This is a genomic window from Microbacterium tenebrionis, from assembly GCF_903645325.1.
Lineage (GTDB): Bacteria > Actinomycetota > Actinomycetes > Actinomycetales > Microbacteriaceae > Microbacterium > Microbacterium tenebrionis.
The window spans coordinates 288,392-301,568 of sequence record NZ_CAHJXQ010000001.1; the positions used below are offsets into that span (position 1 = coordinate 288,392).

The 13,177-nt window shown below is 70.2% G+C and carries 10 protein-coding genes; 6 read left to right on the forward strand and 4 right to left on the reverse strand.

From position 1 onward, the window contains the following. The first annotated feature begins 44 nt into the window (after nt 1–44). Nucleotides 45–1,769, forward strand: a complete 1,725-nt coding sequence (locus HWX58_RS01470; protein ID WP_175985257.1) for an acyl-CoA dehydrogenase family protein — start codon at nt 45–47, stop codon at nt 1,767–1,769. A gap of 105 nt (nt 1,770–1,874) precedes the next feature. Here HWX58_RS01470 and aceB read toward each other — a convergent pair whose 3' ends face one another. After that, a complete protein-coding gene (gene aceB, locus HWX58_RS01475; protein ID WP_175985259.1) occupies nt 1,875–3,530 on the reverse strand; it encodes a malate synthase A in 1,656 nt (551 codons plus the stop codon). Between the two features lie 173 nt (nt 3,531–3,703). On the opposite strand from aceB, the gene HWX58_RS01480 reads away from it, so the two are divergent. Continuing rightward, on the forward strand, nt 3,704–5,155 hold the full coding sequence (locus HWX58_RS01480) for a helix-turn-helix domain-containing protein (RefSeq protein ID WP_175985261.1): 1,452 nt from the start codon (nt 3,704–3,706) through the stop codon (nt 5,153–5,155). Nucleotides 5,156–5,187: 32 nt separating this feature from the next. Here the strand turns inward: HWX58_RS01480 and HWX58_RS01485 are convergent, their stop codons facing one another. From HWX58_RS01485 to HWX58_RS01490, 3 genes are all read right to left on the reverse strand, one after another. Beyond that, nucleotides 5,188–5,610 (reverse strand): GNAT family N-acetyltransferase, encoded by a 423-nt coding sequence (locus tag HWX58_RS01485; RefSeq protein ID WP_175985263.1) that lies wholly within the window; start codon nt 5,608–5,610, stop codon nt 5,188–5,190. A gap of 305 nt (nt 5,611–5,915) precedes the next feature. After that, nucleotides 5,916–6,050, reverse strand: a complete 135-nt coding sequence (locus tag HWX58_RS15240; protein WP_284690591.1) for a hypothetical protein — start codon at nt 6,048–6,050, stop codon at nt 5,916–5,918. A 533-nt stretch (nt 6,051–6,583) separates the two neighbouring features. Then, entirely contained in the window at nt 6,584–8,059 is a 1,476-nt protein-coding gene (locus HWX58_RS01490; RefSeq protein WP_250646038.1) for a PucR family transcriptional regulator, read from the reverse strand. An 83-nt stretch (nt 8,060–8,142) separates the two neighbouring features. On the opposite strand from HWX58_RS01490, the gene gabT reads away from it, so the two are divergent. From gabT to HWX58_RS01510, 4 genes are read left to right on the forward strand one after another with little or no spacing between them, the layout of a single operon-like run. Next, nucleotides 8,143–9,492, forward strand: coding sequence for a 4-aminobutyrate--2-oxoglutarate transaminase (gene gabT, locus HWX58_RS01495; protein WP_175985267.1), 1,350 nt, complete (start codon nt 8,143–8,145; stop codon nt 9,490–9,492). A 34-nt stretch (nt 9,493–9,526) separates the two neighbouring features. Further along, nucleotides 9,527–10,996 carry an NAD-dependent succinate-semialdehyde dehydrogenase gene (locus tag HWX58_RS01500; protein ID WP_175985269.1) on the forward strand — a complete coding sequence of 490 codons (1,470 nt, stop codon included), beginning with the start codon at nt 9,527–9,529 and terminating at the stop codon, nt 10,994–10,996. 31 nt (nt 10,997–11,027) lie between these two features. Further along, a complete protein-coding gene (locus tag HWX58_RS01505; RefSeq protein ID WP_175985271.1) occupies nt 11,028–12,395 on the forward strand; it encodes an aldehyde dehydrogenase family protein in 1,368 nt (455 codons plus the stop codon). Nucleotides 12,396–12,432: 37 nt separating this feature from the next. Next, nucleotides 12,433–13,140 carry a FadR/GntR family transcriptional regulator gene (locus HWX58_RS01510; protein WP_175985273.1) on the forward strand — a complete coding sequence of 236 codons (708 nt, stop codon included), beginning with the start codon at nt 12,433–12,435 and terminating at the stop codon, nt 13,138–13,140. Nucleotides 13,141–13,177 lie beyond the last annotated feature (37 nt).

The window sequence follows — 13,177 nt, forward strand, 5'->3', positions numbered from 1 at the left end:
CTATGATGGTTCTCAGTCTCGTACCGTCTACTCAGGAGTGAACGATGAGCGCAGCCACCCCGTACGTCCCCCCGATCGCGGACTACGCCTTCCTCTACCGCGAGGCCTTCGGGCGAGACATCGTCGCCGCGGCATCAGGTGGAGCGATCACCGCGGACGACGCCGTCGAGATCATCGCAGGCGCCGGCGAGTTCGCGACGGAGGTGCTCGCGCCGCTCGACCGCGCGGGCGACCGGATCGGCGCACGCCTCGAGAACGGCGAGGTGCACCTGCCCGACGGATTCGCCGACGCTTACCAGGCGCTCATCGAGGCGGGCTGGGTCAGTGCGACCGCGCCGGAGTCCGCAGGCGGCGACGGGCTGCCCGAGTCCATCGGAGCCGGCCTCGGTGAGATCTGGAACGGCTCCAACATGGCGTTCGCGCTGTGCTGGATGCTCAGCGCAGGGGCGATCCACGCGCTCGACGCCGCGGCATCCGATGAACTGCGCGAGACCTACCTGACCAAGCTCGTCAGCGGCGAGTGGACCGGGACGATGAACCTCACCGAGCCCGAGGCGGGCAGCGACCTCGGAGCGATCCGCACGACGGCGACTCCGCGCGAGGACGGCACGTACGCGATCAGCGGCCAGAAGATCTTCATCACCTGGGGCGACCACGACGTCGCCGAGAACATCGTGCACCTGGTCCTCGCCCGGACCCCTGGTGCGCCGGACGGCGCCAAGGGACTCTCGCTCTTCGTCGCACCGCGCACGCTCGTGAACGCGGACGGCTCGCTGGGGGCGCGCAACCGCGTCGAGACCGTCGCGATCGAGCACAAGATCGGCATCCACGCGAGCCCCACCTGCGTGCTGTCCTACGAGGACGCCACCGGCTACCTCGTCGGAGAACTCCACGGCGGCCTCGCCGGCATGTTCGTGATGATGAACTCGGCCCGCGTCGGCATGGGCCACCAGGCGACCGGCATCTCCGACCGTGCATACCAGGGCGCTGCGGACTACGCCGCCGGCCGTCTGCAGGGGACGGTCCAGGATCGACCCGCCGGCACGCCGATCGCCGAGCACCCCGACGTGCGCCGCATCCTGCGCTCCATGTCGAGCCAGGTGTTCGCGATGCGGGCACTCGCCGTGCACGTCGGCGACCTGTTCGACCGCGCCCACGACGACGCCGACCTGCTGCCCATGGCCGAGCTGTTCGTGCCGATCCTCAAGGGGTGGACGAGCGAAGAGGCGCTGCGCGTCACGAGCGACGGCATCCAGGTCTACGGCGGCATGGGATTCGTCGAGGAGACCGGCGCAGCCCAGCACTACCGCGACGCGCGCATCATCCCGATCTACGAGGGCACGACGGCGATCCAGTCCAACGACCTCATCGGGCGCAAGGTGCTGCGCGACGGCGGCTCGACCGTCGGTGCCCTCTTCGCGCAGATCGACGAGACCATCGCCGCGCTGCGGGCGGCCGAGGGTGCTGTGGCGGTTCGCGTCGCGGACCGTCTCGCGCGCGCCGTGGATGCCGCGCGGCGCGCCACCGACGCACTGCTCGCCTTCGGCCCGGGGCGGGATGCCTCGGCCGTCAGCGTCCCGTATCTCATGCTGCTGGGCACGCTCGCGGGCGGCTGGATGCACGCGCTCGCCGTGGTCGCAGTCGCGGCGCACACCGAACCCGCGGAGGCGGATGCCGCACGCCTCACCGACGCGGACTTCTATGCTGCGCACCACCTCGCCCGTGTGCACGCGCTCGCCGAGACGGTGGCGGCGGGCGAGATCGCCTAGCCGACGCCCGCTGTCACGCGAGAATCGCCCTGCCGCACGAGACTCGTGCGGCAGGGCGATTCTCATCGTGCAAGGCGATTCTCGCGAGCGAGGGCCGCCTCGAGGTCAACCCTCCTCTACGAGGTGCTTCGAGTAGGCCGACAGCGTCAGGAACGCGGGGAACTCCGCCCCCAGCGACACCTCGCGGAAGATGTCGGCCGCCTCGTCGAAGCGGTCGCCGGCCGAGCGCGTGGTCTGGGCGAGCACCTCGGTGATCAGGCCCTCGACGTACTCGGCGGTGATGCGGGTGCCGTCGTCGGTCGACCGGTCCTGGTGGATCCACTGCCACACCTGCGAACGCGAGATCTCGGCGGTCGCGGCATCCTCCATGAGGTTGTCGATCGCCACGGCGCCGAGGCCCCGCAGCCACGCCTCGATGTATCGGATGGCCACGGAGACGTTGTCGCGCACGCCCTGGGCGGTGATCGGGCGGCCGATGCGCAGGTCGAGCAGATCGGATGCCTTCACGTTCACGTCGTCGCGCTGGCGGTCGACCTGGTTCGGGCGGTCGCCGAGCACGGCGTCGAACTCGGCCTGAGCCGTGGGGATGAGATCGGGGTGCGCGACCCAGGTGCCGTCGAAGCCGTCGCCGGCTTCGCGCTTCTTGTCGGCGGATACCTTCTCGACAGCTGCCGCCGTCACCTCGGGGTCGCGACGGTTGGGGATGAACGCGCTCATGCCGCCGATCGCGAAGGCGCCGCGCTTGTGGCAGGTCTGCACCAGCAGCTCGGTGTACGCCCGCATGAACGGCACCGTCATGGTGATCTCGCTGCGGTCGGGCAGCACGAAGCGTGCGCCGCGACCGCGGTAGTTCTTGATGATCGAGAAGATGTAATCCCAGCGCCCGGCGTTCAGCCCCGCGCAGTGGTCGCGTAGCTCGTACAGGATCTCGTCCATCTCGAAGGCCGCCGGCAGCGTCTCGATCAGCACCGTCGCGCGGATCGTGCCGTGCTTGATGCCGATGTACTCCTCGGCGAACGTGAAGACGTCGTCCCAGAGCTTGGCCTCTTCGCTGGACTCGAGCTTCGCGATGTAGAAGTAGGGGCCACGGCCGCCATCGATCAGCGCCTGAGCGTTGTGGAAGAAGTACAGCCCGAAGTCGACGAGCGAACCGGATGCCGCCATGCTGCGGCCCGTGCGGTCGATGAACGTCAGGTGCTTCTCGACGAGGTGCCAGCCGCGCGGGCGCATCACGATCGTCGGGGTGCGCTCGGCCGTGACCTCGTAGCGCTTGCCCTCGGGGGAGGTGAAGCTCAGTTCACCGCGGATCGCGTCGCGCAGCGACAGCTGGCCGCCGATGACGTTCTGCCAGGTGGGGCTGGTGGCATCCTCCTGGTCGGCGAGCCACACGCGGGCGCCGGAGTTCAGCGCGTTGATCGTCATCTTCGGGTCGGTGGGGCCGGTGATCTCCACGCGGCGGTCCTCGAGGCCCGGGCCGGCGCCGGCGACGCGCCAGTCGGCGTCCTCGCGGATGTGCCGGGTGTCGTCGCGGAACTGCGGGTCGTGGCCGCTGCCGATCTCGAAGCGGCGGCGCAGACGGTCGGCCATGCGGTCGTGGCGGCGGTTCGCGAAGCGGTGGTGCAGCTCGGTGAGGAACGCGATCGCCTCCGGCGTGAGGATCTCGTCGAACCGGTCGCGTACGGGACCTGTCACCGTCAGGGCGGGGCCCTGCTGGATGGTCTGGGTCGGAGCGGTGGTCGGAGGAGCGGTGGGAGTGGTCATGATCTGGATCCTTGCGTTGAGACGGTTGCTGGTGTCTGTCGGCCCGGATGCTCTGGTGTAAGCGATGGGCGATCGAGGCGTGTCACCTACTCTGCGTGAAGTTCGAGCGCTACGAACGCCATTCTCGGGGTGAAGAATTTCAAAACTTCTGCTTTCGTGACAGAATCAGCCGCATGACCGCCGTTGACGCCGCAGAAGACACCGACGCCCTCACGATCGGCCGCCGCATCCGGCAGCTGCGCACCGCCCGGGGCATGACGCTCGACGACCTCGCCTCGGCCGTCGACCGCGCCCCGAGCCAGATGTCGATGATCGAGACGGGCAAGCGCGAACCCAAGCTCACGCAGCTGCAGGGGATCGCACGCGCCCTCGGCGTCACCATCGACGCCCTGCTCGAGGGCGAGCCGCTCGACGAGCGCAGCGCGGCCGAGATCGCGCTGGAACGCGCGATGAAGGGGCAGACCTTCCAGGCGCTGGGCATCGAGCCGTTCCGCATCGCGAAGACGGTGCCGACCGAGGCGCTCAAGGCCCTGCTCGCGCTGCACGGCGAGATCGACAGGCTGAAGGACGAGCGCGCGGCGACGCCGGAGGAGGCCCGCCGCGCCAATGTCGAGCTGCGCCATCTCATGCGCAGCCAGGACAACTACTTCGAAGACCTCGAGGAGCATGCGTCGCGCATCCTCACTGCCGTCGGGCATCCCGGCGGGCCGCTGACCCAGCGCACGGCATCCGAGATCGCCGCGTATCTCGGGTTCACGCTGCACTACGCGCCCGACCTGCCGCAGACCACGCGCTCGGTCGCCGACCTGGCCAACGGGCGGCTCTACCTCTCCACCAGCATCCAGGCCAAGGGCGACGCCCGCACGTCCGTATTGCAGGCCCTGTCGAGCCGGATCCTCGGTCACGCCGAACCGCACAGCTACGCCGAGTTCCTGCGCCAGCGCGTCGAGACGAACTACCTCACCGGGGCGTTGATGATCCCCGAGTCGCACGTCGTGCAGTCCCTGAAGGACGCCAAGGAGCGCAGGGCGATCTCGATCGAGGACCTCCGCGACGCGTACTCGGTCTCGTACGAGACGGCGGCGCACCGCTTCACGAACCTCGCCACCCGGCACCTCGACATCCCGGTGCACTTCCTCAAGGTGCACGAGTCCGGCACGATCACGAAGGCGTACGAGAACGACGACGTGAACTTCCCGACCGACCGCCTGGGCGCGATCGAGGGACAGATGTGCTGCCGCCGCTGGACGAGCCGGGTCGTGTTCGACGAGGACGACCGCTTCAACCCGTACTACCAGTACACCGACACGGGCAACGGCACGTACTGGTGCACCGCCCGCGTCGAGGCGTCCAGCGAGGGCCTGCACTCGGTGAGCGTCGGGGTGCGCTTCGACGACACCAAGTGGTTCGTCGGCAGGGACACCCCGCACCGCGGCGTCTCGAAGCACTCGGTGGAGGTGTGCTGCCGCCGTGCACCCGCCGACCTCGAGGAGCGCTGGCGCGAGCAGTCCTGGCCGAACGTGAAGACCCCGCGCACGCTGCTGGCGACCCTGCCGACGGGGTCCTTCCCCGGCGTCGACACGACCGACGTGTACGAGTTCCTCGAGGCGCACGCCCCGCGCTGAGCCGGAAGTCGGGCGCAACGCCGGGGCGGAAGTCAGACCCGCCGGGTCAGGTAGACGTCGATCTCGTCTTCCTCGTACGGCTCGAAGCCGTACCGCTCGTACAGGCGCCGTGCCGGGCTGCCCTGCAGCACGTTCAGGCGGTAGGCGCCGGGCTCGCGCAGGACGACGTCGAGGATGCCGCTGCCGATGCCGCGGCCCTGCACGGCGGCATCCAGGTAGAAGTGCTCGATCCAGGTGGCGTCCTCGGCGACGCGGAGGGCGATGGATCCGGCATCCCGGCCGTCGACGACGATCACGCGGGTGCAAGCTGGGTCGAACGCCGCGCGAAACCGCTCCCGCACCCGCACCGGGTCGAAGCGTCCGAGCCGTTCGAGGTCGTCGCGCAGCACGTTCGCACGCAGCTCGACGATCCAGTCGGCATCCTCGATCCGGCACGGGCGCAGCGTCCAAGTCACGCAAGCAACCCTAACGATGCGCGCGCGTCGCGCTAACCTGGCGAGGTCGTGACTTCAGGAGGGGATGCCATGACCGCCGAGCCGGACGCAGAATCCGATGCGCGCCTGTGGAGGGACGAGTTCCGCGCGATGGTCAGCGGGGTCAGCCTCGTGGTCCTCATCGCAGCGATCGCGCTCGCCGTGTGGGGCGTCTTCGATTCGATGACGGATGCCGATGGAGACCGGTTCTGGGGCAATTTCATCGTCGCCTCCCCGGGGATCTATGCGGGCTGGTTCATGCTCGAGGTCGCATGGAAGCGGCTCGCTCACGTCGGCACCGTGCTGCTGCGGCTCATCTCCGCCTGCATCATCGCTCCGGCGCTCGTCGCGATCCCCGTCGGCGTGATACAGGCGATCGCCGTGGCATTCCCCGGTGTTCGCGACACGATCACGGAGGCCACGAGTCTCAACGGAGGGTTCCATTACTGGTGGGACGAGGGCTTCGCCACCCAGTTGCTCCTCGTTCCGCTCGCCGGCTACGCAATTGGCATGTGCATCCCGCTCGCCGTCGCCCTCATCATCGCGCTGCCGGTGATCTCGATCCGTGCTCCGCAGATCGTAGCGCAGGGCTCGCACATCGAGAAGGTCGAGGGGGCGAAGCAGTTCTCGACCACGGCGTTCGTGTTCTGCGGTCTGGGAGCGATAACGCTGGGCATCATCCTGTGGGTGTTCGGCGAGGGGCGCAGCATCGTGGAGTTCCCGGAGTACCTCGGGCGCTTCATCCGCACCATGGAGCAGGGCTACGTGTACTGGGAGGACGGCATGTGGCTGCTCGGCGTCGTGTCCGTCGTGGTCGGGGTGGGGCTGATGGGCTGGGGCGCGTCCGCGTGCTGTTCGCGCGGGGTGCCGCCGCGCGAGGCTGATCGCAGAGGAGACGAGGTTTGCAGCACGAGACCCGTGTCACCGGCCGCCGTCTCATGCCGCAGACCCCGTCTCAGGCGATCGGCGAAGCCTGCAGCAGCGCCCACAGCTCGGCGCGCGCCGGAAACACCGACAGATCGAGGCCGAGGAGGCGCGACGCCTGTGCGACGCGCGAACGCAGGGTGTGGCGATGGATGCCGAGGGCGGATGCCGCCGGATCCAGACGCGCATCGTGCTCGAGCCAGACGCGCAGCGTGTGCTCGAGGTCGGGGTCCGCAGCGCGCAGCGGCGCCAGCCGGGACTGCGCGACGAGCCCGGCGTCGTCCGTGCGCAGCGCGGCGAGGATGCCGGATGCCGACGCCTCCGCAAAGCGGGTCACGCCCGACCCGCCGCGGCGCAGCGCGCTGAGCGCCTGCCCGTGCGCGTGCGCGAACGCGGTGTAGTCGACACCGTCCGACGCGCCGATGCGGATGCCGAAGCGTTCGGCGGCCTCGTCGAGCAGCGCGGTATCCGTCTCGGGAAGGCACACGACCACACCCTCCTGCGAGCTCGCCAGGAACGCGCGGGAGCCGCGCTCAGCCCGCCGCCGCTCCCACCACTCCTCGAGCGCCCCTGGTACGGCATCCGGTGCGACGGCCACGATGACCGGCGGCGTGGGCAGCGTTCCGAGCACCTGCCGGGCGAGAGCGTCGTCGTCAGCGAGGAGCGACACCAGCAGCTGGGAGTGCAGGCGCCGGCGGGTGTCTTCGAGTTCCTCGGTCTGCTCTCGTGCGAGGCCGGCCATCGCGATCACCGAGGCGACGACGGCGCGTGCCTCCGAATCCAGGCCCGGCGCGGCGATCGCGATCGCACCGCGCAGGCCCCGCGAACGTCCGAGGGTGAACAGCTGCAGGGCGTGCCCGTCGAGCACGACGGACCGGCCTGCTTCCGCGCCCCGGGCGAGGACGTCCGAGACGTGCCCGTCGAGCTCGGCGCGGGCGGCGGGGGAGATACCGCCGGGGGGATGCTCCAGCGTCAGCGCGCCCGCGGCGTCGAACATCGCCACCCAGGCGTCGAGTCGTCGGCCGAGTTCGGCGATGATCGCGACGAGTCCGTGCGGACGCAGCGCTGCAGCGGCGAGTGCGCGCTGCGTGTCGAGCGCCCAGCTGCGGCGGGCGAACGCCTGGGCGGCGACCGCCTCGGCGTGAGCGCGGGCGACGGCGATGAACGGCGTCGCGTACGGCACCTCGAGCAGGGGCATCCCGGCGCTTGCGCATGCCTCGACAAGGGCAGCAGGCACCTCAGGATGCCGCACGCCGGTGCCGAAGCCGAGCCCGGCGACGCCGCGCGCGGCGAGCCGATCGACGTACTCCGCGGGGGACGTCTGCCCGTCGAACTGGCCGCCCGTCGTGAGGAGCGCGAGGTCATCGGCGAGGAACGGCGTCGGGTCGGCGAGGTCCGTGGAGTGCACCCAGCGCAGCGGGCGATCCAGCGCGTCGTCGGGACCGGAGACGAGCCGGAGGGCGAGTGCGGGTGCGGAGAGCAGTCCGCGGAGAGTGGTGTCCGACACGGATGTCCAATCGGGTGAACAGCTTGCCGAAATTATACAGTTCGGCGAATGCATCCGGGAATCGGTCGGAATACGCTCGCGATATGAGCCTTCTCGACACCCTCCCCGCCGGCGGACCGACCCTCGCCCAGGAGCGCCGCCTGGTTACTCCACTGCCGGGCCCGCGTTCGGCCGAGATCCTCGCCCGCAAGGCGGATGCCGTCCCCGCCGGCGTCGCGCACACGGTGCCGATCGCCGCGGTCGCGGCCGGTGGTGGCATCGTCGTCGATGCCGACGGCAACTCCCTCATCGACCTGGGCTCGGGAATCGCCGTCACCTCGGTCGGCAACGCGCACCCCAAGGTCGCCGCAGCCGTCGCCGCGCAGGCCGCGCAGTTCACGCACACCTGCTTCATGATCTCCCCCTACGAGTCGTACATCGAGGTGGCCGAGGCGCTGAACCGACTCACCCCCGGCGACTTCGCGAAGAAGACCGCGCTGTTCAACTCCGGCGCCGAGGCCGTCGAGAACGCGATCAAGATCGCCCGCAAGCACACCGGTCGTCAGGCCGTCGTCGCCTTCGAGCACGGCTATCACGGTCGCACGAACCTGACGATGGCGCTGACCGCCAAGGCGATGCCGTACAAGAGCGGATTCGGTCCGTTCGCCCCCGAGGTCTACCGGGCGCCGCTGTCGTACCCGTTCCGCGACGGCCTGTCCGGGGCGGATGCCGCGACCCGCGCCATCACGCAGATCGAGAAGCAAGTCGGCGCCGACAACCTCGCGGCCGTCATCATCGAGCCGATCCAGGGCGAGGGCGGGTTCATCGTCCCGGCGGACGGATTCCTGCCCGCGATCGCGCAGTGGTGCCGTGCGAACGGCGTGGTGTTCATCGCCGACGAGGTGCAGACCGGCTTCGCCCGCACCGGCACGATGTTCGCCTCGGAGCAGTTCGACATCGAGCCCGACCTCGTCACCACCGCCAAGGGCATCGCCGCCGGCCTCCCGCTCGCCGCCGTCACCGGCCGCGCCGAGATCATGGATGCCGCGCACGCCGGAGGCCTCGGCGGCACCTACGGCGGCAACCCCATCGCGTGCGCCGCGGCGCTCGCCGCGATCGACGTGTTCGAGAACGACGGGATGGTCGAGCGCGCCCAGCAGATCGGCGCTCTGCTGCGCGAGCGTCTGAACGCCCTGGCCGCCGCGGACTCCCGCATCGGCGACGTGCGCGGACGCGGCGCGATGACGGCGATCGAGTTCGTCGAGCCGGCCACGAAGGCACCGGATGCCGCCCTCGCCGGCGCTGTGGCCAAGGCATGCATCGCCGAGGGCGTGATCGTGCTGACCTGCGGCACGTTCGGCAACGTCATCCGCTTCCTGCCTCCGCTGTCCATCGGCGACGAGCTGCTGAACGAGGGCCTCGACGTCCTCGCCGGCGCCCTCGCCGCCGCCTGATTCGTCCCGCAACGCCCGAGAACCTGGAGTGTCCATGAGCATCACCGCATCCGACGAGAAGACGCTGCTCGACAGCATCCCCACCGGTCTGTACATCGGCGGCGAGTGGGCGCCCGCGACCGGCGGCCGCACCTTCGACGTGCACGACCCGGCCACCGGGGCCGTCATCCGCTCGATCGCCGACGCGACCGCGGAGGACGGCATCCGCGCCCTGGACGCGGCGGCCGCCGCGCAGGACGAGTGGGCGGCGACGCCCGCCCGCACCCGCAGCGACATCCTGCGCCGTGCATTCGACCTCGTGCAGGAGCACAAGGAGGATCTCGCGCTGCTGATGACGCTGGAGATGGGCAAGCCCCTCGCCGAGGCGCGGGGCGAGGTCGCCTACGGCGGAGAGTTCCTGCGCTGGTTCAGCGAGGAGGCCGTGCGCATCAGCGGCCGTTACGGGCAGAACCCCGAGGGCACGGGGCGCATGATCGTGTCGCAGCGCCCGGTGGGCCCCTCGTTCTTCATCACCCCGTGGAACTTCCCGTTCGCGATGGCCACGCGCAAGATCGCCCCGGCGCTCGCTGCGGGCTGCACGGTCGTCATCAAGCCGGCGGCACTGACGCCGCTGACGACGATCCTCTTCACGAAGCTCCTCGAGCAGGCCGGGCTCCCCGCCGGCGTCGTCAACGTCGTCCAGACCTCGTCGTCATCGAAGCTCTCGGCGCCGATCATCGCCGACCCGCGGCTGCGGAAGCTGTCGTTCACCGGGTCGACCGAGGTGGGCCGCAAGCTCATCGCGCAGGCGGCCGACGGCGTGCTCCGCGTCTCTATGGAGCTCGGCGGCAACGCGCCGTTCGTCGTCTTCGAGGACGCCGATCTCGACAAGGCGGTGGAGGGCGCGATGCTCGCCAAGTTCCGCAACATCGGGCAGGCCTGCACCGCCGCGAACCGTTTCATCGTGCACGCCTCGGTCGCCGACGAGTTCGCCGACCGGATCACCGAGCGCGTGAAGGCCATGAAGATCGGCCGGGGAACCGAGGACGGCGTCGCGATCGGTCCGCTCATCGATGCGGATGCCGTCGACAAGGCCCGCGCGCTCGTCGAGGACGCGGTCGAGCGCGGCGCGACGGTCCGCACCGGCGGCAACGCCGTCGAGGGCGAGGGCACGTTCTACGAGCCCACCGTCGTCACCGAGGTGGCAGCGGGCAGCGACATCCTCCGCGAGGAGATCTTCGGCCCGGTGCTCGCCATCGCGACCTTCGAGGCCGAGGCGGATGCCGTGCGCCTGGCGAACGACACCGAGTACGGTCTGGTCTCCTACGTCTTCACGGAGGACCTGGCCCGCGGACACCGCATGATCGACGCCCTCGAGACGGGCATGATGGGCCTGAACGTGGGCGTGGTCTCCAACGCCGCAGCTCCGTTCGGCGGCGTCAAGCAGTCCGGTGTCGGACGCGAGGGCGGCTTCGAGGGCATCCACGAGTACCTGTCCACGAAGTACACCCTGATCCCGAACTGAACCACCCCGCACACCCCGCGAGAGGACGAGGATGACCGACTACGACTACGCCGTGACCAACCCCGCCACCGGTGAGACCGTCGCCACCTACGAGACCGCGACGGACGCCCAGATCGAGGATGCCGTCGCCCGCGCTCACGCCGCGGCATCCGCCTGGGGAGCGACGCCACCGGCCGACCGCGCGGCGGTGATCCGCCGCATCGCCGAGCTGCACCGGGAACGCAAGGACGATCTCGGCGCGGTCATCGTGAAGGAGATGGGCAAGCCCATAGCCGCTGCGGTCGGCGAGGTCGAGTTCGCCGCGGACATCATCGAGTTCTACGCCGACAACATCGAGCGGATCACGGGCGACCAGCCGCTCGACATCCTCGGCGACGGAACCGCGGTGATCCGCCGCGCGCCGCTGGGCGTGCTGCTGGGCATCATGCCGTGGAACTTCCCGGCGTATCAGGTCGCCCGGTTCGCGGCTCCCAACCTGGCGATCGGGAACACGATCATCCTCAAGCACGCCCCGCAGTGCCCCGAGTCGGCGGCCATGATCGAGGGGATCTACGCGGATGCCGGGCTCCCCGACGGCGCGTACGTCAACGTGTATGCGACCAACGAGCAGGCGGCGACGATCATCGCCGATCCGCGCGTGCACGGCGTCTCGGTGACCGGATCCGAGCGCGCGGGCGCGGCCGTCGCCGAGGTCGCCGGTCGCAACCTCAAGAAGGTCGCGCTGGAGCTCGGTGGTTCGGACCCGTTCATCGTGCTCTCGACGGATGACCTAGATGCCGTCGTGCAGAACGCCGTCGACGCACGCCTCGACAACAACGGTCAGTCCTGCAACGGCGCCAAGCGGTTCATCATCGCCGACGATCTCTACGATGCGTTCGTCGAGAAGTTCGTCGCCGCGCTCGCCGCCGTCGATGCCGCCGACCCGACGCAGGAGGACACGATCCTGGGGCCGCTCTCGTCGCTGGCCGCGGCCGAGCGCCTGCAGGATCAGGTCGATCGCGCCGTCGCCCAGGGCGCCACGCTGCTGACCGGCGGCACGCGCGAAGGCGCGTTCTTCGCGCCGACCGTGCTGGCCGATGTCACCGCCGACATGGACGCGTACCAGGAGGAGCTGTTCGGCCCGGCCGCCGTCGTCTACCGCGCGGCCGACGAGGCGGACGCGGTCGCGATCGCGAACGGCACCCCGTTCGGGCTCGGATCGTACGTCTTCACGACGGATGCCGAGCAGGCCGAGCGCGTGGCCGACGGCATCGAGGCCGGCATGGTCTACGTCAACCTCGTCCTCGCCGACAGCCCCGAGCTGCCCTTCGGCGGCGTCAAGCGCAGCGGCACCTCGCGCGAGCTCGGTCTGCTCGCCGCGGACGAGTTCGTCAACAAGAAGCTCATCCGGAAGGCCTGAGCGGGGGCGCGTGCGCGCTCGCGCTAGCGTTGTCCCCATGAAGCCCGAGCGCATCACCCGCACGCAGTCCGTCGTCGACGGGCTGCTCGACGAGATCATCGCCGGGCGACTGGTCGCGGGGGAGACGCTGCCGGCCGAGGCCGATCTCGCCGCTCTCCTCGGCGTCTCCCGGCTGACGCTGCGCGAGGGGGTGCGCCTCCTCCAGGCGCAGGGCGTCATCGTGCCTGTGCCGGGCAGCCGCCACCGCGTCGCGCCGGTCGACGAGTGGACGGGGCTCGAGGCCGTCGTCCGGTACTCGCGCAGCGGGGGAGCGCGCCGGCGCTCGTCGCTGGATCTGCTCGACATGCGAGTGATGTTCGAGACCGGGGCGGCCGAGCTCGCGGCTCCTCGCGCCACGGCCGAGCACATCGCCGAGCTCCAGATCCTGCTCGAGCGCATGCGCACCGCGCACGATCAGGGCGACGTCCCGGGGTTCGTGAATGCCGACCTCGCCTTCCACGACGTGATCTTCGCCGCCGCCGACAACAGGATCCTCGTGGCATCCGTTCGTCCGCTGACCACGATGCTGCAGGACTCGCGCAGTGAGACGAGCGCCGTACTCGAGATCCGCGAGCATGCGCTCGTGGAGCACGCCGCGGTGCTCGAGGCGATGCGCACGCGATCGGCGGATGCCGCCCGCGAGGCCATGGCGAGCCACATGCGCCAGACGCGCGACGACCTGCTGCACTATGTGCTCGGCGAGTAGGCGCTCGCGCAGTAGCGCGCTCGGTGAGTAGGCGGCC